Below are 20717 nucleotides of genomic sequence, written 5' to 3' on the forward strand. Positions count from 1 at the left end.
CGTCCGCCGACCTCATGCGCCTCGATCTTCCGTCTGCTCCCGTGTCTTCCTCGCCGTCCGCCAGTCCGTTCGCGCGGATGGCTGCCGTCACGATCCTGACCGGCGTCGGCGCGGGTGTCGGTGGGATGCTGCTCGCGCTGCTGCTGCACGCGATCCAGCACGTCGCGTACGACTACAGCCTCGCGCACGTGGTCGGCACCGAAAGCTTCCTTACCGGCGTGAGCCAGGCCGACCCGCTGCGCCGGCTCGCGGTGCTCGTCGTCTGCGGGCTGGTCGCGGGCGGCGGCTGGTGGGCGCTGTACCGCTACGGCCGGCCGCTCGTCAGCATCCGCCGTGCCGTGCGTGCCGCCGATCCGCGGATGCCGTTCGTCAGCACGACGGTGCACGCGCTGCTGCAGATCGTCACCGTTGCGCTCGGTTCGCCGCTCGGCCGCGAAGTCGCGCCGCGCGAGATCGGCTCGCTGCTGGCCGGGCAGTTCGCGCACCGCGCGGGGTTGACGCCCGCCGACTGCCGGCTGATGGTCGCGTGCGGCGCGGGTGCCGGGCTCGCGGCCGTCTACAACGTGCCGCTCGGCGGTGCGGTGTTCGTGCTCGAAGTGCTGCTCGGCACGTTCGAACTGCGCGCGCTGGTGGTGGCCGTCGTCACCTCGGCGATCGCGGCGGCCGTCGCATGGATCGGCCTCGGCAACGAACATCAGTACACGGTGCCTGCGTTCATGCTGAGTACGCCGCTCGTCGCGTGGTCGATCGTCTGCGGGCCGCTGTTCGGTTTCGCCGCGTACGGCTTCGTGCGGCTCACGAGCCGCGCACGGGCCGACGCGCCGAAGGGCCGGCTGCTGCCGGTGCTCGCGCTGGTCAACTTCGCGGTGATCGGTGTGCTGGCGATGCGCTTTCCGCAACTGCTCGGCAACGGCAAGGGGCCGGCTTCGATGGGCTTCGACGGCACGCTGACGATCGGGCTCGCGGCGACGCTGCTCGTGCTGAAGGTGGCGATCGAGGCGGGCAGCCTGCGCGCGGGGGCGGAGGGCGGGCTGCTGACGCCCGGTCTCGCGAACGGCGCCCTGCTCGGCGTCGTGCTCGGCGGGCTGTGGAGCCTCGTGTGGCCGGGCGCGTCGATCGGCGGATGCGCGCTGGTCGGCGCGACCGCGTTCCTCGCCGCGTCGATGCAGATGCCGATCACGGCCGTCGTGCTGCTGCTCGAATTCACGCGCGCGAATCACGACAGCCTGGTGCCGATGCTGCTGGCCGTGGCGGGCTCGCTGGTTGCGTACCGGTTCGCGCAGTGGCTGGTGGAGGGGCGGCTGGGGGCGGCCGCGGCCGTCGCCACGCCGGTGACGGCGACCCGGTAGCCCTCCTCGGCACAGGCTACGGCGCGCGGGCTGCCTGTCATCGCTTTTTCCCGTTTCCTTGCCGGTTTCCAGCCCGTATCCCGACGGATCACGCCGAAGCGCGTCTGCCGGTTCTGTGCAGGATTTCGCCGGTCCTCAATCGCGCGACCGTGCGTCGGCGCGTTCGTGTCCGTGACGCAACGCGAGGCTCGCGAACGCTGCGACGACGAGCGCCGCTGCCAGCAGCGTCAGCCCGTTCTTCGCATTGCCGGTCGTCTGTTCGATCGCGCCGACGACGGTCGGCCCGACGAAGCCGCCGAGCAGCCCGCACGTATTCACGAGGCCGAGACCGCCGGCCAGTGCGCTGCCGGCGAGTCGCGACGCGGGAAACGTGAACACGATCGACTGCACGACGAAGAACATCGACGCGGCGACGCACACGCAAGCGAGACCGGCCACGGGCGACGCATGCGCGGCACCTACCATTCCCGCGGCCATTACGATGAGCCCGGCGCACAGTATCCGGCGCGAATGATGCGACTCGCGCGCAAAGCGCGGCAGTGTGGCGGCGCCAAGGGCGGCAGCGAGCCAAGGCAACGCGGTCAGCAATCCCACCGCGAACGGCGAAAAGCGTCCGGATGCGCCAATGATGCCGGGCAGGAAGAAGATCACCGTATAGATGGTCAACTGGTGGCAGAAGTACACGAAGATCGCGAGCCAGATCTGCGGATCGCGCAGCGCGGCACCGAACGCGTGGCCGCCGTGGGTTGCAACGCCTGCATCCTGTTCCGCCGCCAGCGTGCGTTCGAGCGCGCGGCCGGTTTCGGGGGACAGCCACGGCGCGCTGCTCGGGCGGTCCGGCAGCCGTGTCCACACGACGAAGGCGAGCAGGACGGCCGGAATTCCCTCGACGACGAACAGCCATTGCCAGCCGTGGAAGCCGAGCCTTCCATCGAGTTCGATCAGCGCGCCGGCCAGCGGACCACCGACGATGTTCGCGATGCACACGCCGAGGAGGAAATAGCCGGTCGCCCGCGCACGTTCCTCGCGACCGAACCAGTACGTGAGGTACAGCATCACGCCCGGAAACAGCCCGGCTTCGGCGGCGCCGAGCAGCAGGCGCATCACGTAAAACGACGTCGGGCCGGCAACGAACGCCATCGCGATCGACAACGCACCCCACGTGATCATGATTCGCGTGATCCAGAAGCGCGCGCCCACCCGGTGCATGATCAGGTTGCTCGGGATTTCGAATAGCGCGTAGGTGAGAAAGAACAGGCCCGCGCCGAGTCCGTAGGCGGCCGATGAAATGCCGAGATCGACACCCATCGAGTGTTTTGCGAATGCAATGTTGGTGCGGTCAAGGAAGCTGATTACGTAGGCGGCGATCAGCAGCGGCATCAGTTTGCGAAACAGCAGCCGGTTCAGCGACGCACTTGCGTCGCCGACGGCGGAAGGCAGGGCCTGGGCGTGATGAGTGGACATGCGGACGACTCCGGTAATGGCGAACGGGCGCACACGGCAAGCACGGCGTGCCGCGTTCGGCTGAGGCCGCTGCGTCGCGCGCAGCGGAGGGGCAGACGACGGAGCCGCGCCGGCGGCGCTCGACGGGAGCGGGGCGATGGAAGGCATCCTGGCACCGGCCGGCTCGGGCCGGCGCCTTGTCTCTGCGCTTGCGGGTCCTGGTGTTGCGTGGTGTCGGGCGCAACCCGGCGATTAGAACTTGACCGCGTCGCCGCCCTTGAGCTTGAGCATCGCGCGCGCGTCGGCCGGCGTCGCGATCTCCAGCGACAGGCCTTCGAGCACCTGCCGCATCTTCAGTACCTGCGCGGCGCTCGATTCGGCGAGCTTGCCGGGCCCGATCCACAGCGAATCCTCGAGCCCGACGCGCACATTCGCGCCTTGCGCGGCACCGATCGTCGCGAGCGGAATCTGGTTGCGACCCGCGCCGAGTATCGACCACACGTAATCGTCGCCGAACAGACGGTCGGCCGTGCGGCGCATGTGCATCAGGTCCTCCGGGTGCGCGCCGATCCCGCCGAGCAAGCCGAACACGCTCTGCACGAAGAACGGCGGCTTCGCGAGCCCGCGGTCGACGAAGTGCGCGAGGTTGTACAGGTGCGAGATGTCGTAGCACTCGAATTCGAATCGCGTGCCGTTCGCGCCGCAGCGCGTGAGGATCGTCTCGATGTCGGCGAACGTGTTCTTGAATACGAGATCGCGGCTTTTCTCGAGATGTTCGCGCTCCCACGGATGCTTCAGTTCGCGAAAGCGCTCGAGCATCGGATAGAGTCCGAAATTCATCGAGCCCATGTTCAACGAGGCGACCTCGGGCTGGAAATGCAGCGCGGGTTGCAACCGTTCGTCGACCGTCATGTGCGGGCTGCCGCCCGACGTGAGGTTGATCACCGCGTCGGTCTGCGCTTTGATGCGCGGCAGGAATTCGGCGAACACGGCTGGATCCTGCGTCGGCTTGCCGTCGGACGGGTTGCGTGCGTGCAGGTGCAGGATCGCCGCGCCGGCCTGCGCGGCCGCGACCGCCGCCGCTTCGATTTCGTGCGGCGTCACGGGCAGGTACGGCGACATCGACGGCGTATGGATCGCGCCGGTCGGCGCACAGGTGATGATGACTTTGCGAGCGTTTGCCACGGATGGATTCCTTTCGATGAACGATGCGGGAGGCGTCAGAGCACTTCGACGTTGCCGCAGACGGAGATCGCCTGCCCGGTAATGCCATGCCCGCCCGGGGAGCACAGGAACAGCGCGGTCGCGGCAATCTCGGCCGGATCGGTCATGCGTCGCAGCGAAATCTTCTCGAGATAGCGCTTCTCCATCTCGTCGTAGCCGATGCCGAGCTGCTGCGCGCGCGCCTCGATCACGCGGCGCATCCGCGGGCCGCGCACGATGCCGGGCTGGATCGCGTTCACGCGAATGCCGAGCGGCCCGAGTTCGATCGCGAGGCTCTTCACGAGACCGACCACCGCCCATTTCGTGGCCGCGTAGGGCGTACGAAACGCGTAACCGAGCCGGCCGGCGACCGATGACAGCGCGATGATCGCGCCGCCGTGTTTCGAGTCGCGCAGCAGCGGCACTGCGCGGCGAGCGAACTGGAATTGCGCGTTCAGATTGATCGCGACGGTCTGCTCCCACTGCACGGGGTCGATTTCGTCGATGCCGCCGGTCGGGCCGGCGATGCCCGCGTTGTTGACCAGCACGTCGAGGCCGCCGAGCGTAGCCGATACGTCGGCGAACACGCGCTCGACGGCCGCCGGGTCGGAGACGTCGGCCAGCGTTGCGCTGATCGCGCCGGTTGCGGCGCGCGGCGGCCGGTCCGCCAGCGCCGCGATCGCGGCTTGCGACGCGTCGCACACGTGCACGCGCGCGCCGCATTCGGCGAACGCGCCGGCGATTTCGAGGCCGATGCCCGATGCGCCGCCCGTCACGAGGACGCGCAGGCCGTCATAGGGTTTCAGCAGGTCGGAAGCTGTCATGCCGGGTTGTCTCCATCGTTGATGTAGTCGGATTGGGGCCGCTCGCGATTCGTCCGGTCGCGTCGAGCGGGCGCTACGGTTTCGCGTTCACGGTCCGCGGTGTCTGTTCGGCCCGCAGCGTCTCGGCGAGGTCGTGTGCGGCGCCGCCGATGTCGAGCGCGATGCCGGCCCGCACGCCCGCGCCGTCGCGCCGCTCGAGGGCATCGACGATCGCGCGGTGTGCGTCCATCGAGCGCCGCATATGCGGGATATCGAGCGCGACCATGTTGAGGAACGGACCGACGCGCATCCACAGGTTCTCGACGATCGCGAGCGTGTTTTCGCTGGCGCCATGCGCGTAGATCGCGCTGTGGAACGCAAAATTGCTTTGCAGGTAGGCGCGCGAGCGGCCGGCCTCGACGTGCGCCTGCATCGTCTCGCAAGTCTTGCGCACGGCGGCGATCTGCGCGTCGGTCATCCGTGCGCATGCGCGCTCGGCGATGCAACCTTCGAGCGCGATCCGCACGTCGCGCAGTTCGTCGAGCATGTCGAGCGTCATCGGCGGCACGACGAGCGCGCGGTTAGGGCCGTCGACCAGCGCGCGTTCGGCGCGCAGCCGCGTGAGCGCGGCGCGCACCGGCATCGTCGACGAGCCGACGGCCTCGGCGACGCTGCGCAGGCTCAGCGCCTGGCCAGGCGCGAATCGGCCGCTCATCAGCGCTTCGCGCAGTTGCTGGTAGACCTTGTCGGCCATCGTTTCAGATTCGATGGCTTTCAGTGCGGGCGGGACGATACGGGGCGCCAAGGCGGGTTCTCCTGGGTTTGATCTGCGATCTGTGATCACACTTGAGATGTGTGAAGTTTTGACGATTGGGCGGGCGGAGTCAAGGCGATTCGGGTTGGGGAAAACGAGGGGGGAAGCACGGCAATCTGCCGGATGTACCCCTGCCACCGTCACGGCATTGGTATTACAAAAACCTTTCGATCAATGCATCATGATGCATGCGGCGAATGCCCCCAAGGCTGTCAGGAAACCACGCGGGGCCGTGATTTTTCCGACGCACGCCAGCCGATTCGACTTCATTCCAATGACAAGGAGCCAAAGTGAAACGACCGTCATTTGCCGTTGCGTGGGCGGCATCCCAGCGAATTTATGATCCGGCCAATTCCGGCGAACGGGTCGCGAAAATGATCGGTGGATACGTCGAGAAGAACGTGAACAATCCGAGCCCTTCGGAACAGTGGAGCAATACCTGCGCGGTGAGAATGAGCTACATCCTCGGCGAGGCCGGCATGGTGATTCCCCGAATTTCCGGGCAAACGGTATCGGGCGGAGACAATCGGCAATACTTTTTTCGCGTTCGTGACTTGAATCGCTTTCTCGAGCAGCGGTGGGGGAAGGCGGAGGTAGTCAGGTTTCCGCCGTCGAACGGTGGACCCTTGTCGGGGCGACAAGGCGTCATCCTGTTCGAGGTCTCCGGCTGGAGCGACGCGCAGGGTCACGCAACGTTGTTCAATGGAAATACATGTTACGACCGCTGCTACTTCAATGAGCCGAGCGCACGGTATCGTACGGATCGTGCGAATTTCTGGAGCCTGTCATGAGGGAAGCCTGGATCGCGATCGCGCTGACGTGTGCGGCACTTCATCCTGCAGCGGTGTCAGCGAAGGAAGCGGCTCAAACCTCGCCGGAGGCCGGTTCACGTACGTACATCCAGAACTTCAAGGACATGGCGCTCGCACAGTGTCTGGCCACTGCGTATCGGCAGGAGTCCGCCGTAAGCAAGGACATCGGCAGCAGCACGAACGCGCTGCGCGACTGGACTTACTACGACCTGGAGCGCGCGCCGGACGTCGTTCGAGCGCTGGTCGCGAAGTATCTGGCGCGCGATTACCGGAATCCGGTCGTTGAGTCGGAAATCAAGGACGTCAAATTCGACTTCCTGAAATGCATGGACCTGTATCACGGCAAGGAGCTCGACGCGGCGGCGAAGCGGCTCGTCCTGCGGCCCAACAGCACATACCGGGCCGAGAACCCGCGATAGTTCTGAAGCGCCGCAGCGGCGGCGCCCCGACCATCGCCATGCGCGCCCCGATCGTGCAGAATCGATCTTCCAATCCTAGCCCAAGGATGCCGCATGCCCGATTCGAACGAACCGTCCGCCCGCAGCGCCTATGCGAGCTTCGCGCAACGCTACGCGGACATCGCGCCGACCAAGGCGCACAACGCACTCTACGAGCGTCCGACAACGATGGCACTGCTCGGCGACGTCGACGACCTGACGGTGCTCGACGCCGGCTGCGGGCCCGGCATCTGCAGCGCGCACCTCGCGCGTCACGGCGCGACCGTCCACGCATTCGACATCACGCCCGAGATGGTCGCGCTCGCGCAAACGCGCTGCGCAGGCCTCACGGTCGACGTCGTGGAGGGCGACCTGGAGGCGCCGCTCGCGTGGCTGCCCGACGCGTCGGTCGACAAGGTGCTGTGCTCGCTCGCGCTCGACTACGTGCGTGACCTCGCCCCGACGCTGCGTGAATTCAGACGCGTCGCACGGCTCGGCGGGACGCTCGTGTTCTCGATGGCGCACCCGATGCGCGACTGGATGGACGAGCGCACACGCGGGGACGCCACGTACTTCGATACGAGCCGTTTCGGCTTCCACTGGTCGGGTTTCGGCGAACCGAAGCCCTATGTCGAAGCGTGGCGCCGGCCGCTTGCCGACATCCTGAACGCGCTCGCCGACGCCGGCTGGCGGCTCGACAGGTTCGTCGAACCGACGCCGCTGGCCGAGATGAAGGCCGTGTCGGAGCGGCTCCATGCGGAGCTGTCGCTGGCGCCGGCGTTCCTCTGCATCCGCGCGCAGCGCTGACCAAAAGCGGCGGCGGGCCAGCCGTCAGCGTGCCGGCTCGTCGGTCAGCGTGCCGAGAAACGCTTCGACATCCTTGATGTCCTGTTCGGTCATCGCGGGCTTGTCGCCGGGCTTGCGGTCGAACGGCGCATCCGTCACGTCGACGTTCGCGCGGTACCTCGCCGGGATGTCGTCGTACACGTCGAGCTTGCCGTCCGCGCCGCGCGGATAGAACTTCTGCGGCGAGATGCTGCGCTCGTTGTAGAACGCCATCACCTGGTCGAGCGTATGGAACACGCCGTTGTGGAAGAACACGTGGCGCGTCGCCGCGTTGCGCAGCGTCGGCGTGAGGAACATCGCGCAGTACTGCGTCTGGTCCTTCAGGTCCGCGCGGAACGGCCCGCACACGCCGAGATCGTAGAACGCCGGGTTGCGGTTCTGCGCGAGCGCCTTGTTGCGCGGCGCGCCGAGCGCCTCGTACTGGTAGTCGGTAAACATCGGCGGCAAGCCGTCCTTGCCGGGCTTCGACAGGTGGCAGCCGGCGCAATTCGCCTTGTCCGGATCGTTGAAGAGCTTCAGCCCGCGCAACTCGGCCTGCGTGAGGCGCGCGCGGCCTTCGAGCCAGCGATCGTACTTGCTGCTGTACGGATGGAACGACGGATCCTCGACCTGATAGCGCGCGATCGCGAACATCGCCTCCGACACCGCGAGCTGCGGCGTGGAGAACACACGCGGCCCGAACAACTGCTCGAACTGCGCGCGATGCGGCGACTGCGCGAGCTTGCGCGCGACGTCGTCGATGCTCGCATTGGCCATCTCGACCGGATTCAGCAGCGGCCCGAACGCTTGCTGCTGCAACGTATCGGCGCGGCCGTCCCAGAACATCCCGCCTTGCGGCACGAGTTGCGGCGCGGCCGACGTGCCGGCCACCTTCTGCGCCTTGACGACGCCAGCCGCGGATGCCGCCTGCTGTGCGACGCTCGGCGCGGCGTCGTTTTCGCCGGCATCGGGGCCGATGCTGAAGTTGGGCTGGCGATACAGGTACATCAGCGACGGCGGCGGGCGGTAGCCCTGCTGCGTCATCGCGAGGCCGCCCGGCTGCACGTCGAGCCCGTTCGGCGGGCCGTACGCATGATCGGGGCTATGGCACGACGCGCACGACTGCTTGCCGGATGCCGACAGCGACGGATCGGCGAACAGCGCGCGCCCGAGCTGCGCGACCGCCGACAGCGGCTGCGCGGCCGGGCGCTGCAGCACGACCGGATGCGGATTCGCACCCGTCCAGCCGGCGACGACGTCGCCAATCGCCGCCGGCGTACGGGCCGGAAACGCGATCGCGAACGCGCCGTAACCGAGCACGGCCGCGCCGAGCGCGAACGCCGCGCGGCGCGGCACGCGGGCAGGGGAACGCGACGCGGCGGCGCCGGATGCGTCGGGAGACGGGAACGCGGGACGAGCTGTCATGCTGTCGGTCGAAAATCGGGCACCGTGTGAAAGCGGCGCGTTAAACGGAAACGGCCGGCGCACGATGCGCCGGCCTGCTGTTGCCTGCTGCGACCGGTTACGCGATGCCGGTCAGATCGACGGCGCCGCGCTCAGCACGGTGCCTTGCGCCGGATCGACATAAAGCGGCGCCGTGTTCGGCTTCGACGAGAAGTCGAACAGCCCGCGCAGGTCGCCGGCCGTCGCATCGAACGAACCGCCGCCGATGCGCTGGCCGCCGAGCCAGTTGTCCTCGATGAAGCGCACGACGGACGCCTGGTCGATCAACGTGTGGTCGACGTAGTTCTGCTTCGCGTACGGCGAGATCACGACCAGCGGGATGCGCACGCCCGGGCCGCAGCGGCCGTTCACCGTGCCGCCGTTCACGCCGGTGGTGCCGCCCGAGCCGCACTTGCCGTTGCCGTTCACCTGGTCGACCGCGTCGGACGACGCACGGGTCGGTGCCATGTACGCGTGGTCGTACCAGCCGTCCGAGTCGTCATAGGTGACGATCACGGCCGTGTTCTGCCAGTCCGGCTGCTGCTGCAGGAAGTTGACGACCTTCGTCACGAACGCCTGCTCGTCGAGCGGATCCGAGTAGCCGGCGTGCGCATCCTGCGCGGCCGGCGCCTTCAGGAAGCTGACCGACGGGAAGTTGCCGGCCTTCACGGCCGCGAAGAAGTCGTCGGTGTCGTACTGGTGGTTCGCCGGTTCGGCCGTCTTGCCGTCGGCTTCGAAGCTCGAGCCGATCGCCGCGACCGCGCTCGGGCGCGTGTGCTGCGGGTTCGCGGTCGACGCGTAGTACTGGAACCAGTTGTGGTGCGGGATGTAGTCGGTCGTCGCGGCGTTCACGGCGGTGGCGACCGTGCTGCGGCTGCAGCCGGTCGTGCCGTTGCTGTTGGTCGTCGACAGGTTGAAGCCGCCCATGAAGCCGCCCCACGTGATCTTCGCGCTGTTCAGCAGGTCGCCGATGTTCTTGCCGCTCATCATCGCCTGGTCGGTCGTGCTCGAGCACACGTCGAAGCCCGGGTCGACGTCGTTGATCATCGTGAAGCCGCCCTGGCCGTCGTTGATGTAGTACGAGGTGGCGGCGAGCGTCGACGGCTGCTTCGACGTCTTGACGATCTGCATCCCGTTGGTCTGGCCCGACACGACGTTCAGCGCGCCCGGCGTCGACGGGCCGTAGACCGTCGTGTACGCGTTGTCGCTCATCGCGAAGCGCTGCGCGTAGTTCCACAGCGCGGTCACGGTGTTGCCGTCGAAGTAGCCCATCACCTGGCCCTTCGTGCCGAACGCGCCGGCGCCGCCGGACGAACCCTTGCCGGTGTATTTCGGGAACAGGTCGGCGAGGCCGTTGTCCTCGGCCTGCTGCTCGGCCGTGTACGCGTGGTTCTGGTCGGCGGTCGCGGCCTGCGTGCGGTCGAGGCGGAACGGGTTTGCGGCGTCGGTGCCGTTGGCCGTGTTCGTGAAGTTCGGGTTCGCGGTGAGCAGCGTGCCCGTCAGCCCGTTGATCGCCGGCGTGCCGGGCTTCGCGTTGAAGGCCGGTTCGCCGGACGGGTTCGACGCGTTCGGGTAGGTACCGAAGTAGTGGTCGAACGACACGTTTTCGCCGTAGATCACGACGACGTGCTTGATCGGCGTGGCGGTCTGCAGCGCGTCCTGCGACGACACGGCGGGCGTCGACGTGGGATCGTCGCTGCCGCCGCAGGCGAACAGCGCAAGCGCCGCGGCTGCGCAGGCGGTGACGAGCAAGGCTTGACGGAACATCGGGAAACTCCAGGTAGCTTTCGACGGTGAAGATCGGCCCCGTCGCCGTGTCGGTCCGGCGCGGAACGCTATAAAGCCCCGGCATTGAAGCAGTTCGGTATGAAGATATGGGGGCGGACCGGTTTCGCGACGGTTGCGCCGCGGTATCGATTCCATTACGGCGCGACGCGGCGCGAAAGAAAGCGGAAAGGGGGCACGCGGATGCAACCTGGGCGACACATTCGGCGGCGCGCACGGTTACGGCCGCGCATGCCGCGCGGGGCGGGCGACAGCCCGTGGCGGGCCGATTCGCGAGGTGCCGGGCCGGGTTGCTTTTTTGACAATCGTGTGACGCATTCATACGATGGTTGGCCCGCGGCGACGATTTCGCGTTGCCGGCCGTCAGCGAGTACTCAACGTGCCGATTCCCGTTCTGTTTGCCGTCCTGTGCGCCGCCTTCCTGCATGCGTCGTGGAATGCGCTCGTGCGCAGCAGCGGCGACCGGTTGCGCTCGGCCACGGTGCTGCAGATCGCGATCGGGCTGTTCGCGCTGCTGTTCCTGCCGGCCGCCGCGCCGATCACGCCCGCGAGCTGGGCCTGCGTCGTCGCATCGGCGGTGCTCCACGTCGTCTATACGCTGCTGCTGGTGCGCGCTTACGAGCACGGCGACCTGAGCGTCGCCTATCCGGTCGCACGCGGCACCGCGCCGCTGCTCGTCACGCTGGGCGCGGCGGCGTTCGCGGGCGAGCGCCTGAACGCGGGTGCGCAAGGCGGGCTCGTGCTGATCTGCGCCGGCATCATGGCGATCGGGCTGGAGCGCGGACGCGGCGCGCGGCACCGGATGACGCAGGTGCTGCCGACTGCGTTCGCCACCGGCGTATCGATCGCCGCGTACAGCGTGGTCGACGGGATCGGCGTGCGGGAAAGCGGCAGCACGGTCGGCTATACGGCGTGGATGTTCGTGCTGACCGGCTTGCTGATGGCCGCGTACTACCGGCTGCGGGCGGGGCCGCTGCGGCTCGCGCAGGATGTCGGTGAAACGGCGAAGGCCGCATGCGGCGGCGTGTGCGCGGCGCTCGCATACGGGATCGTGATCTGGGCGATGGATCGTGCGCCGATGGGGCCGGTATCGGCGCCGCGCGAAACGAGCGTGGTGTTCGCGGCGCTGATCGCGCGCGTGTATCTCGGCGAGCGGCTGACGCCGCGTCGCGCCGGCGGGTGTCTGGTGATTGCGTGCGGGGCGTTGCTGATCAGCGCGTTCGAGGCGGTGCGCTGAGCGCGGCTGCCGAACCGGGCATCGCCCCGCCGGTCGCGTGGCGCCGCATCAGCCTTCCACCGGCATCGCACTCGTGCACTTGATCTCGTCGAGGCACACGCTCGAATGCACGCCGCTCACGCCGGGAATCCGCATCAGCGTTTCGAGCAGGAAGGTGGACAGCCCCTTCAGGTCGCGCGCGACGACCTTCAGCACGTAGTCGATATCGCCCGTCACCGAGAAACATTCCTGGATCTGCGCGAGATCCGACACGAGTTTCTGGAACTTCGACAGGTCGCGGATATGCCCGCGCTCCATCGTCACGTGCACGAACGCGGTGACGCCGAACCCGAGCGTGTCGGGGCACAGACGGGTTTCGTAACGGCGGATCGCGCCGATCTCCTCCAGCCGGCGGTGGCGTCGCAGCGTCTGCGCGGGCGACAGGCCGACGGCCTTCGCCAGGTCGAGGTTCGACGCACGGCCGTTCTCCTGCAGCACCGATAGCAAATGGCGATCGATGCGATCGAGAACCGGTTCAGGCATTTTTGTTTCCTCATCTGTCTCCCGGGCGCAATCTTATCTCATAATGTAGGGTTTGCATGAGCCGGTTACGCAACCCGATTTCGCTGTCGCGACGCTAAACTGACGCCGGATTTTCGTGTGCGCCTGCAGCAAGGCGGCGAGAGCGACGGTCGGTGGCCGGTCTGGTGGGCCTGCCGACAGGAATCGGGGGTCGCCACGCGAAGATTGCAGTCCCCAACCCGGCGGCTCCACGAACGGCCGCCGGCACAGCAAAACAGCGCCCGGCACACCGAGGCGCGCCGCACCGCTTCCGGCGGAGGCGGGCAAAATGGAGAAGACATGGTTTCTGGAAACGAGAAGGACGGCCTGAAGCGGGGGCTGAAGAACCGGCACATCCAGCTGATCGCGCTCGGTGGCGCGCTCGGCACGGGGTTGTTCCTCGGCATCGCGCAGACGATCAAGATGGCCGGCCCGTCCGTGCTGCTCGGCTACGCGGTGGCCGGCGTCGTCGCGTTCTTCATCATGCGCCAGCTCGGCGAGATGGTGGTCGACGAGCCGGTCGCCGGCTCGTTCAGCTACTTCGCCGACAAGTACGTCGGCCACTTCACCGGCTTCCTGTCCGGCTGGAACTACTGGGTGCTGTACATCCTCGTCAGCATGGCCGAGCTGTCGGCCGTCGGGATCTACGTGCAGTACTGGTGGCCCGGCGTGCCGACCTGGGTGTCGGCGCTGGTGTTCTTCGTCGCGATCAACCTGCTGAACCTGGCGAGCGTGAAGTCGTACGGCGAGACGGAATTCTGGTTCTCGATCATCAAGGTCGCCGCGATCGTCGGGATGATCGGCTTCGGCGGATGGCTGCTCGCGAGCGGCCATGCTGGGCCGGAAGCGAGCGTCGCGAACCTGTGGCAGCACGGCGGCTTCTTCCCGAACGGCGTGTCGGGGCTCGTGATGTCGATGGCGGCGATCATGTTCTCGTTCGGCGGGCTGGAGCTGATCGGCATCACCGCGGCCGAGGCCGACGATCCGAAGCACAGCATTCCGCGCGCGACCAATCAGGTGATCTACCGGATCCTGATTTTCTACATCGGCGCGCTCGCCGTGCTGCTGTCGCTGTATCCGTGGGAGAAGGTCGTCACCGGCGGCAGCCCGTTCGTGCTGATCTTCCACGCGCTGAGCAGCAACCTGGTCGCGAACGTGCTGAACGTGGTCGTGCTGACGGCCGCGCTGTCGGTCTACAACAGCGGCGTGTACAGCAACAGCCGGATGCTGTTCGGCCTCGCGAAGCAGGGCAACGCGCCGAAGGTGCTGTGCTCGGTGAACAAGCGCGGCATTCCGCTCGCCGCGCTCGGCGCGTCGGCGCTCGCCACCGGCGCGTGCGTGCTGGTCAACTACTTCATGCCGGGCAAGGCGTTCGAGGTGCTGATGGGCCTCGTCGTGTCGGCGCTGATCATCAACTGGGCGATGATCACGCTGATCCACCTGAAGTTCCGCCAAGCCAAGCGCATCGCCGGAGAGCAGACTTCGTTCCGCAGTCTGGGCTATCCTTTCACGAATTACCTGTGCCTGGCGTTCATGGCCGGCATTCTCGTCGTGATGTACCTGACGCCGGATCTCCGCCTGTCGGTGTACCTGATTCCCGTATGGCTCGCGGTGCTCGCGGTCGGGTATCGCTTCCGTCAGAAGAATGCGGACTATGTGATGCGCGACGGCGCGTCCGCGCGCTGACACGGGCATCCCGACCATTCTTCCAAACGAGACCGACATAGCCATGTTCGAACACATCGACGCGTACCCGGGCGATCCGATCCTGACGCTCAACGAGAACTTCCAGAAAGATCCGCGCGATCAGAAGGTCAACCTGAGCATCGGCATCTATTTCGATGCCGAAGGCCGGATTCCCGTGATGGGGGCCGTGCGCGAAGCCGAAACCGCGCTGCAGCGCGACCTCGGCCCGAAGCCTTACCTGCCGATGGTCGGCCTCGCCGCGTATCGCGACGCCGTGCAGGCGCTGGTGTTCGGCGCCGATCATCCGGCGCGTGCGGCCGGGCGCATCGCGACCGTGCAGACGCTGGGCGGCTCGGGCGCGCTGAAAGTGGGCGCCGATTTCCTGAAGCGCTACTTCCCGGACGCGCAGGTGTGGCTCAGCGACCCGAGCTGGGAAAACCACCGCTTCATCTTCGAGCGCGCGGGCTTCACGGTGAACACGTACCCGTACTACGACGAAGCGACGGGCGGCCTGAAGTTCGACGCGATGCTCGCGGCGATCGACGCGCTGCCGGCGCGCAGCATCGTATTGCTGCACGCGTGCTGCCATAATCCGACCGGCGTCGATCTCGACGAAGGCCAGTGGGAGAAGCTGATCGACGTGGTCGAGGCGCGCGGGCTGCTGCCGTTCGTCGACATGGCGTACCAGGGCTTCGGCGCGGGCCTCGACGCGGACGCGTTCGCCGTGCGCGAACTGGCCCGCCGCGGCGTGCCGGCACTCGTCGCGAACTCGTTCTCGAAGAACTTCTCGCTGTACGGCGAGCGCGTGGGCGGCCTGAGCGTCGTCTGCGACGATGCAGCCGCGGCCGAGCGCGTGCTGGGCCAACTGGCCGGCGCGGTGCGCTCGAACTACAGCAACCCGCAAACCTACGGCGCGAAGGTCGTCGCGACCGTGCTGAACACGCCCGCGCTGCGCAAGCAGTGGGAAGAGGAACTCGCCGCGATGTGCCGCCGGATCGCGCGGATGCGCCAGTCGATCCACGACGGCCTGCGCGACTACGTCAGCGGCGAAGCCCTCACGCGCTACGTGAAGCAGCGCGGGATGTTCACGTACACGGGCCTGACCGAATCGCAGGTCGATGCGCTGCGCGAAGTGCACGGCGTGTACATCCTGCGTTCGGGCCGCATGTGCGTCGCTGGGCTGAACGATTCGAACGTCGGCATCGTCGCGGATGCGATCGGCAAGGTGCTGAAGAGCGGCGTCTGACCGGTGCGCCCCCGGGCGCCCGATCGCATCGCATGAACCGGCTGTCTCCCTCGCGGAGGCAGCCGGTTTTTTCTTGCGCGGCGGCGGCGCGGCGGTACGATGGCGGATCGAACGCAAGACGAAGGAGCGGCATGGCAATTCGAATCGTACGGCTCGGCACGCCACGCGCGGCCGGCGAGGGCCTGAGGATCGGCACGGTGCGGCGGCCGCCGCGCGGGGTACCCAAGACGGAATTCGCATCGCGCAACTACTATGATGTGTGGCTGCCGACGCTGTCGCCGAGCCCCGAGCTGGTCGCGCAGGCGCAGGCTGCCGAAACCGATGCCGAATGGCGTGCGTTCACGCGCCACTTCCGCGCGGAAATGGCGCACGGCGACGCACCGAAGGTGCTGGACCTGCTCGCCGCGCTGTCGGCGACGAGCGCGTTCTCGATCGGCTGCTACTGCGAGGACGAGCGCCGCTGCCATCGCAGCGTGCTGCGCGAACTGCTGGCGGAGCGCGGCGCGGCGATCGACGCGGAAGCGGGCTGAGCGCCCGTCGGGCGTTGCTTCGTGCGGCGCAGCGAACCGGTTGACGTGGGTCAAGCGTGCGGTGCCGCGGGCCGCTATGCTCATGGCATGAATTGCCCCGACGATGACAGGCGGACAGATGCAGATTGCCTTTCCACCCGAACCGCCCGAATATTGCGCGCGCGATCTGGTCGTCGCGTTTTCGGCGCTGGTCGACGGCCGCTGCGTGCAGTGCGCGATCACGGCCGAAGCACTGGAAGACCATTTCGGTGCGCCGTCGCTGCTGGAGCGGGATTTGCTGCACGCGTTCGATGCGCACCGGTCGGCGATCGAGGCGAAGGCACGACAAATGCTCGACGAAATCGGCGGCCGGCCGGTGTTGCTGCACAGCGGTCACTTCCGGATGGACGGCTGATTCCGCAGGAGGACGCATGACACTGCAAGGCACGATTCATGAACGCGACTGGTCGGTCGAGATCGAGACGCGACAGTGCGAATCCGGCGAGTTCCGCTGCCGTGTGTCGGTCGAGCACGGCACCGGGCCGGCGCGCTTTCACCACACGTTCGAGCACAGTCATGCGTATCCCACGGAGCACGAGGCCGCGATCGAAGGGTTGCGGGCCGGGATGACGTGGATCGAAATGAAGGCGTCGCAGACGTTCAGCATGTGAACCGCCTCGCGCCGACGGCGCGCGGAGGCAATGCTGCCACGGCAGTGATCGCCGCATCCGTCGTCGCGCCGCGCGACATGCGTGCGGGCGGATTCCGCGGCGGGCAGGGCAGGGAAACATGGGGCAGGCAATCCGGTCGACGAGCGGCGACCGCGTCAGGAGGAACGACATGGGCGTGGGCATGCAGATCGTCTGCGTCGGATTCGCGGGTTCCGCCGCGCTCGAAGGCGAGGCGGGGGCGCAGCTGGTGCGGCTCGAACGATTCCGCGCGCGGTTCGACGAATGCCTGCTGGCGATCGAGTCGCGCACGACCGGCGACGGCGGTCGGACCTACGACGTACGCCTCGAACTGCTCATGCATGATCGCGCGCCGACGGTGCTGCCGGGCAGCAGCGGCGACGACGTGAACGAGACGATACAGCGCGTGTTCGCGCAAGCCGAACAGGCGCTGTCCGCCTGGCAGGCCGGCGAACCCGAGGCGGTCGCGCTGCATGCGGCCACGACGGGCGCGGCCGCGCAATGACGCCGGCCGCGCGTCGGGCGTCAGACCTGCGCGAGCGCCTGCGCGTCGAGGATCCGCACGCGCTTGCCGCGCGTTTCGACGAGCGAATCCCGATGGAACCGCGAGAACATCCGGCTGACGGTCTCGAGCTTCATGCCGAGATAGCAGCCGATTTCCTCGCGCGTCATCCGCAGGTTGAATTCCGATGCCGAATAACCGCGCGCCTCGAAGCGCGCCGACAGGTTCAGCAGGAACTGCGCGACGCGCTGCTCGGCCGACATCGTGCCGAGCAGCAGCATCTGGCTCGATTCACGGACGATCTCGCTGCTCAGCATCTGGTAGAGGAAATGCTGCATCGGCTTCATCTCGCGGCACGCCGCCTCGAGCGCGCCGAACGGGATGATGCACACGACGCTGTCCTCGAGCGCGATCGCGTCGCAGCAGTGCTGGCCGCTGCCGATGCCGTCCATGCCGAGCGTTTCACCGGCGATCTGGAAGCCGGTCACGTGCTCGCGGCCGTCGCGATGCATCATCACCGTCTTGAACGAGCCCGCACGGACTGCATAGATGCTGTGGAACGGGTCGTCGATGCGGAACAGCGCGTCGCCCTGGCGAACCTGCCGGGTCGAGCAGATGATCGCGTCGAGGCGGCCGTACTCGTCCGCAGTCAGGTCGGGCGGCAGGCACATCGAGCGCATCGCGCAGCCCGAGCAGCGCGCGGCCGGGGTTTTGACGGCGTCGGTGCGCGCGACCGCACGAAGCGGAGTCGTTGGCCGAGGCGCGACGGGCGGGGCGGTGGCGCAGGCAGTGGCGGTAGACATGAGTCACTCCGGCTCGATCAGGGGTGGTGCGCGCGAGCGTGCACCAGGGATTCGATGACGCGGCATGCGGCGTCGAATTCGGCGGTCTTGTCGAAGAAATAATCGGCGCCGGCCGCCGCGCATGCCTCTCTGAATGCCGCCGCCGAGTGGTTCGTCAGCACGATCGTCACGACGCGCGGCGTGGCCTTCGACAGCATCCCGATCAGGTCGAGACCGCTGCCGTCCGCGAGCCGCAGGTCGACGATCACGACGTCCGCGTGGCTGCTGCGGATGTGCATCCACGCGTCCTGGCCGTCTTCCGCTTCGCCGACGACCGCGACGCCGCGGATCGCGCCGACGAGCAGCGCGATCCGTTGCCGGACGGCGATGGCGTGATCGACGAGAAACACCCTGAGCGCGACGGCGGGTGACAGGCTGGCATTCATGCCGGCAGTATCGTGTTGCGCCGCCAAAAATGAAATCGGCTGAACTGGAAGTTTGTGTAGGCCGCTTCGACGTGTTGTAGGGCGATTCCTACAACGCGTACGGGAAGGCGGCGGCGACGCCCGAGCCGCGCTGGCTGGCGTGCGTGGTGCAACCGGCAGGTTGCCGGTCGCCGCCGCCGTCGAATCAGCCGTGCCGGCGCGCGGCCAGCGCGTCGCGTGCCGTGCGGCACGCGGCCAGATCCCATGCGGCGCAGCCGACGGTCTTGAACAGCAGCGGGCCGCCGCGCGCGAAGGCGCCGCGCAGCACGTCGGCGAGCGACGCGACCTGCTGCCAGTCGACCTGCGCGACGATCAGGTCGCCGGCCTCGTGGCGCGCGCCGGCCGGATCGTCGACGACGAGCCGGCTGTGGCGCACGGTATCGGCGTCGATCTCGGCGGCATCCGCGGTGAACGCGCCGACCCCGACCACGAGGCGGCCTTCGCGTGCCGCTTCGCGATAGACGGGCGTGCGGCTCGTCGTCAGCGTGACGACGACATCGATCGCATCGGGAATCGCATCACCGTCGAGCGGCGCGAGCTGCGGCGCCTGAGCGCGGTGCGCGGCGCAGAACGCGGCCGCGCTGTCGGCGCGCGAGCCGCGCACGTGCAGGCGCGCGTCCGGAAAGATCGCCGCGAGCGCTTCCGCGTGATTGGCCGCCTGCTTGCCGGTGCCGATCAGCAGGATGTCACGCGGCGCGGCGCCGTGCAGCGCCTGGATGCCCAGCGCGGTAACGGCCGCCGTGCGGCGCCCGGTGACCGTCGGGCCGTCGAGCACGAAGCGCAGCTCGCCGGTCGTCGCATCGTATGCGCTCACCTGCCCGAGGATCGTCGGCAGCCCGCGCGCGCCGTTGCCGGGGCACACGTTCACGAGCTTGTGGCTCGCGAGGTCGCGCGCGCTCGACGGCATCGACAGCATCACGCCGCCGGCCTGCAGCGGCACGACCAGGCGTTCGGGACTGACGATCTCGCCCGCCGCGTATTCGTCGACGGTGTGCCTGAGCGTCGCGAGCAGCGCGGGGTAGTCGAGCAGCGCGGCCGTTTCGGCGGCGTCGAAAGAGGGAATCCGGGAGAGGGCGGTCATCGTGTCGGTCGGTTGGGGCGGTGGGCGTGGGAGACGGGCGCATCGCGCGCTCGCCACGGAGGCGGCCGGCTGTCGCGGTGGCAGGCGGTCTGGATCAAATCTATACCAGTTTCCGGCCACCGGGCAAGCCGGAAAAGCCAGCGGACGGCCGATTTTGGTTCTAATATCCGTCCAGATGGGCGTCGCGCGCACCGGCGCCGGTACCGCTCCGGTATAGTGCGACGCATTCCCGATCCCCCACCCGACCGGGCAGGAGCCCCAGATGATGTCCGCACGTCCCGAATCGCTCGAAGCCGGTTTCCGGCCGCTGCAGATCTACGAACAGGTCGCCGAAAGGATTCGCGACGAGATTCGCGCGGGGCGCTACGCGGCCGATTCCAGGCTGCCGTCGGAGCGCGAACTCGCGGCGCTGTTCCAGGTTGGCCGGCCGGCCGTGCGCGAGGCGCTGGGCGCGTTGCAGAACGAAGGGCTCGTGTTCACGAAGCGCAATTCGGGCACCTACGTCGTGCCGGCGCCGCTCGACGTACTCGCGCAGCGCGGCGACCCGGAAGGCGCGCCCGATGCCGACTTCAGCCCGACGTCGACGCTCGACGTGCGGCTCATCCTCGAGCCCGCGATCGCGCGCCTCGCGGCCGCGCACGGTCGCGCCGATCCCGTCGCCGAAGGCTATCTCGCACAGATGGAAACCGTCTCCGACATCGACGATCCGCAGCAGCGCGCGCTGTGGAACGAGAGCGACCGGCTGTTCCACCGGCAGCTCGCGCTGATGACCGGCGACGCGCTGATCGTGAAGATCGCGGACGAAGTCGCGAAGACGATGGACCAGCCGCTGTGGAAGCGGCTGAAGGACGACGGCATCTACGACGCGGGCCGCATCCGGCTCTACGTGTCCGAGCACCGGCTGATCTACGAGGCGATCGTGTCCGGCGACGCCGATGCGGCCGCGTTCTATGTCGAGCAGCACATTCTTCGCGTGCGTCGCGACATCACGCCGAAGTAATGCGCGCCGCCTTATTCTGGTCTAAAAAATGACCAGAATCGCAAAA

At 67.8% G+C, this 20717-nt stretch carries 22 protein-coding genes; 12 read left to right on the top strand and 10 right to left on the bottom strand.

The window, feature by feature from the left end; translation table 11 throughout:
* The first annotated feature begins 14 nt into the window (after positions 1-14).
* On the top strand, positions 15-1349 hold the full coding sequence (locus DIE04_RS01175) for a chloride channel protein (RefSeq protein WP_124519606.1): 1335 nt from the start codon (positions 15-17) through the stop codon (positions 1347-1349).
* 135 nt (positions 1350-1484) lie between these two features.
* Here DIE04_RS01175 and DIE04_RS01180 read toward each other — a convergent pair whose 3' ends face one another.
* The 4 genes from DIE04_RS01180 to DIE04_RS01195 all read right to left on the bottom strand — a co-directional run bounded on the left by DIE04_RS01180 (position 1485) and on the right by DIE04_RS01195 (position 5603).
* A complete protein-coding gene (locus tag DIE04_RS01180; protein WP_124519497.1) occupies positions 1485-2813 on the bottom strand; it encodes an MFS transporter in 1329 nt (442 codons plus the stop codon).
* 231 nt (positions 2814-3044) lie between these two features.
* Positions 3045-3977 carry a 3-keto-5-aminohexanoate cleavage protein gene (locus DIE04_RS01185; RefSeq protein WP_044843057.1) on the bottom strand — a complete coding sequence of 311 codons (933 nt, stop codon included), beginning with the start codon at positions 3975-3977 and terminating at the stop codon, positions 3045-3047.
* A gap of 35 nt (positions 3978-4012) precedes the next feature.
* Entirely contained in the window at positions 4013-4819 is an 807-nt protein-coding gene (locus DIE04_RS01190; RefSeq protein ID WP_124519496.1) for an SDR family oxidoreductase, read from the bottom strand.
* Between the two features lie 73 nt (positions 4820-4892).
* Entirely contained in the window at positions 4893-5603 is a 711-nt protein-coding gene (locus tag DIE04_RS01195; protein WP_124519495.1) for a GntR family transcriptional regulator, read from the bottom strand.
* A gap of 299 nt (positions 5604-5902) precedes the next feature.
* On the opposite strand from DIE04_RS01195, the gene DIE04_RS01200 reads away from it, so the two are divergent.
* From DIE04_RS01200 to DIE04_RS01210, 3 genes are all read left to right on the top strand, one after another.
* The gene (locus tag DIE04_RS01200; RefSeq protein ID WP_082088418.1) at positions 5903-6403 is read left to right on the top strand and encodes a type VI secretion system amidase effector protein Tae4; all 501 of its coding nucleotides are present in this window, start codon (positions 5903-5905) and stop codon (positions 6401-6403) included.
* Positions 6400-6843, top strand: a complete 444-nt coding sequence (locus DIE04_RS01205; protein ID WP_124519494.1) for a type VI secretion system amidase immunity protein Tai4 — start codon at positions 6400-6402, stop codon at positions 6841-6843. Before DIE04_RS01200 ends, DIE04_RS01205 begins: the two co-directional genes overlap by 4 nt.
* Positions 6844-6936: 93 nt before the next feature.
* Positions 6937-7668, top strand: a complete 732-nt coding sequence (locus DIE04_RS01210; RefSeq protein ID WP_124519603.1) for a class I SAM-dependent methyltransferase — start codon at positions 6937-6939, stop codon at positions 7666-7668.
* A gap of 24 nt (positions 7669-7692) precedes the next feature.
* Here the strand turns inward: DIE04_RS01210 and DIE04_RS01215 are convergent, their stop codons facing one another.
* Positions 7693-9111, bottom strand: a complete 1419-nt coding sequence (locus DIE04_RS01215; RefSeq protein ID WP_124519601.1) for a cytochrome-c peroxidase — start codon at positions 9109-9111, stop codon at positions 7693-7695.
* A 111-nt stretch (positions 9112-9222) separates the two neighbouring features.
* Complete coding sequence (locus DIE04_RS01220) at positions 9223-10896, bottom strand: phospholipase C (protein WP_124519599.1); 1674 nt, start codon at positions 10894-10896, stop codon at positions 9223-9225.
* Positions 10897-11239: 343 nt separating this feature from the next.
* Here DIE04_RS01220 and DIE04_RS01230 point away from each other — a divergent pair, with 343 nt between their 5' ends.
* Positions 11240-12151, top strand: coding sequence for an EamA family transporter (locus tag DIE04_RS01230; protein ID WP_124519597.1), 912 nt, complete (start codon positions 11240-11242; stop codon positions 12149-12151).
* Between the two features lie 48 nt (positions 12152-12199).
* Here DIE04_RS01230 and DIE04_RS01235 read toward each other — a convergent pair whose 3' ends face one another.
* On the bottom strand, positions 12200-12673 hold the full coding sequence (locus DIE04_RS01235; RefSeq protein WP_044843065.1) for an Lrp/AsnC family transcriptional regulator: 474 nt from the start codon (positions 12671-12673) through the stop codon (positions 12200-12202).
* A 318-nt stretch (positions 12674-12991) separates the two neighbouring features.
* Between DIE04_RS01235 and DIE04_RS01240 the strand changes: the two genes are divergently transcribed.
* From DIE04_RS01240 to DIE04_RS01265, 6 genes are all read left to right on the top strand, one after another.
* A complete protein-coding gene (locus tag DIE04_RS01240; RefSeq protein ID WP_124484873.1) occupies positions 12992-14377 on the top strand; it encodes an amino acid permease in 1386 nt (461 codons plus the stop codon).
* Between the two features lie 43 nt (positions 14378-14420).
* Positions 14421-15623, top strand: coding sequence for an amino acid aminotransferase (locus tag DIE04_RS01245; protein ID WP_124519595.1), 1203 nt, complete (start codon positions 14421-14423; stop codon positions 15621-15623).
* 131 nt (positions 15624-15754) lie between these two features.
* Positions 15755-16153 (top strand): DUF488 domain-containing protein, encoded by a 399-nt coding sequence (locus DIE04_RS01250; protein ID WP_124519593.1) that lies wholly within the window; start codon positions 15755-15757, stop codon positions 16151-16153.
* A 103-nt stretch (positions 16154-16256) separates the two neighbouring features.
* Positions 16257-16547 (top strand): DUF1488 domain-containing protein, encoded by a 291-nt coding sequence (locus DIE04_RS01255; RefSeq protein WP_124519591.1) that lies wholly within the window; start codon positions 16257-16259, stop codon positions 16545-16547.
* A gap of 16 nt (positions 16548-16563) precedes the next feature.
* On the top strand, positions 16564-16803 hold the full coding sequence (locus DIE04_RS01260; RefSeq protein WP_124519488.1) for a UDP-glucose 4-epimerase: 240 nt from the start codon (positions 16564-16566) through the stop codon (positions 16801-16803).
* Positions 16804-16972: 169 nt separating this feature from the next.
* The gene (locus tag DIE04_RS01265; RefSeq protein ID WP_124485073.1) at positions 16973-17326 is read left to right on the top strand and encodes a metal ABC transporter ATPase; all 354 of its coding nucleotides are present in this window, start codon (positions 16973-16975) and stop codon (positions 17324-17326) included.
* A gap of 20 nt (positions 17327-17346) precedes the next feature.
* Here DIE04_RS01265 and DIE04_RS01270 read toward each other — a convergent pair whose 3' ends face one another.
* From DIE04_RS01270 to lhpI, 3 genes are all read right to left on the bottom strand, one after another.
* The gene (locus tag DIE04_RS01270) at positions 17347-18126 is read right to left on the bottom strand and encodes a helix-turn-helix domain-containing protein (protein WP_044843072.1); all 780 of its coding nucleotides are present in this window, start codon (positions 18124-18126) and stop codon (positions 17347-17349) included.
* 17 nt (positions 18127-18143) lie between these two features.
* Positions 18144-18551: a response regulator transcription factor gene (locus tag DIE04_RS01275; RefSeq protein WP_124484869.1), complete on the bottom strand. Its 408-nt coding sequence runs from the start codon at positions 18549-18551 to the stop codon at positions 18144-18146.
* 184 nt (positions 18552-18735) lie between these two features.
* Complete coding sequence (gene lhpI, locus DIE04_RS01280; protein ID WP_124519589.1) at positions 18736-19671, bottom strand: bifunctional Delta(1)-pyrroline-2-carboxylate/Delta(1)-piperideine-2-carboxylate reductase; 936 nt, start codon at positions 19669-19671, stop codon at positions 18736-18738.
* 262 nt (positions 19672-19933) lie between these two features.
* Between lhpI and DIE04_RS01285 the strand changes: the two genes are divergently transcribed.
* Positions 19934-20671: a FadR/GntR family transcriptional regulator gene (locus tag DIE04_RS01285; protein ID WP_124484867.1), complete on the top strand. Its 738-nt coding sequence runs from the start codon at positions 19934-19936 to the stop codon at positions 20669-20671.
* The last annotated feature ends 46 nt before the right edge of the window (positions 20672-20717 follow it).

The organism is Burkholderia sp. Bp8994 (genome assembly GCF_003853805.1).
In the GTDB taxonomy this organism is placed as follows: Bacteria; Pseudomonadota; Gammaproteobacteria; order Burkholderiales; family Burkholderiaceae; genus Burkholderia.

Excerpts from the sequence above, each read along its gene's own strand:
- DIE04_RS01190 (WP_124519496.1), bottom strand. The coding sequence starts at position 4,819 with ATGACAGCTTCCGACCTGCTGAAACCCTATGACGGCCTGCGCGTCCTC.
- DIE04_RS01250 (WP_124519593.1), top strand. The coding sequence starts at position 15,755 with ATGGCAATTCGAATCGTACGGCTCGGCACGCCACGCGCGGCCGGCGAG.
- DIE04_RS01220 (WP_124519599.1), bottom strand. The coding sequence starts at position 10,896 with ATGTTCCGTCAAGCCTTGCTCGTCACCGCCTGCGCAGCCGCGGCGCTT.
- DIE04_RS01255 (WP_124519591.1), top strand. The coding sequence starts at position 16,257 with ATGACAGGCGGACAGATGCAGATTGCCTTTCCACCCGAACCGCCCGAA.
- DIE04_RS01245 (WP_124519595.1), top strand. The coding sequence starts at position 14,421 with ATGTTCGAACACATCGACGCGTACCCGGGCGATCCGATCCTGACGCTC.
- DIE04_RS01210 (WP_124519603.1), top strand. The coding sequence starts at position 6,937 with ATGCCCGATTCGAACGAACCGTCCGCCCGCAGCGCCTATGCGAGCTTC.
- DIE04_RS01205 (WP_124519494.1), top strand. The coding sequence starts at position 6,400 with ATGAGGGAAGCCTGGATCGCGATCGCGCTGACGTGTGCGGCACTTCAT.
- DIE04_RS01275 (WP_124484869.1), bottom strand. The coding sequence starts at position 18,551 with ATGAATGCCAGCCTGTCACCCGCCGTCGCGCTCAGGGTGTTTCTCGTC.
- DIE04_RS01240 (WP_124484873.1), top strand. The coding sequence starts at position 12,992 with ATGGTTTCTGGAAACGAGAAGGACGGCCTGAAGCGGGGGCTGAAGAAC.
- DIE04_RS01260 (WP_124519488.1), top strand. The coding sequence starts at position 16,564 with ATGACACTGCAAGGCACGATTCATGAACGCGACTGGTCGGTCGAGATC.
- DIE04_RS01270 (WP_044843072.1), bottom strand. The coding sequence starts at position 18,126 with ATGTCTACCGCCACTGCCTGCGCCACCGCCCCGCCCGTCGCGCCTCGG.
- DIE04_RS01230 (WP_124519597.1), top strand. The coding sequence starts at position 11,240 with ATGGTTGGCCCGCGGCGACGATTTCGCGTTGCCGGCCGTCAGCGAGTA.
- DIE04_RS01285 (WP_124484867.1), top strand. The coding sequence starts at position 19,934 with ATGATGTCCGCACGTCCCGAATCGCTCGAAGCCGGTTTCCGGCCGCTG.
- DIE04_RS01175 (WP_124519606.1), top strand. The coding sequence starts at position 15 with ATGCGCCTCGATCTTCCGTCTGCTCCCGTGTCTTCCTCGCCGTCCGCC.
- DIE04_RS01215 (WP_124519601.1), bottom strand. The coding sequence starts at position 9,111 with ATGACAGCTCGTCCCGCGTTCCCGTCTCCCGACGCATCCGGCGCCGCC.
- DIE04_RS01235 (WP_044843065.1), bottom strand. The coding sequence starts at position 12,673 with ATGCCTGAACCGGTTCTCGATCGCATCGATCGCCATTTGCTATCGGTG.
- DIE04_RS01265 (WP_124485073.1), top strand. The coding sequence starts at position 16,973 with ATGGGCGTGGGCATGCAGATCGTCTGCGTCGGATTCGCGGGTTCCGCC.
- DIE04_RS01180 (WP_124519497.1), bottom strand. The coding sequence starts at position 2,813 with ATGTCCACTCATCACGCCCAGGCCCTGCCTTCCGCCGTCGGCGACGCA.
- lhpI (WP_124519589.1), bottom strand. The coding sequence starts at position 19,671 with ATGACCGCCCTCTCCCGGATTCCCTCTTTCGACGCCGCCGAAACGGCC.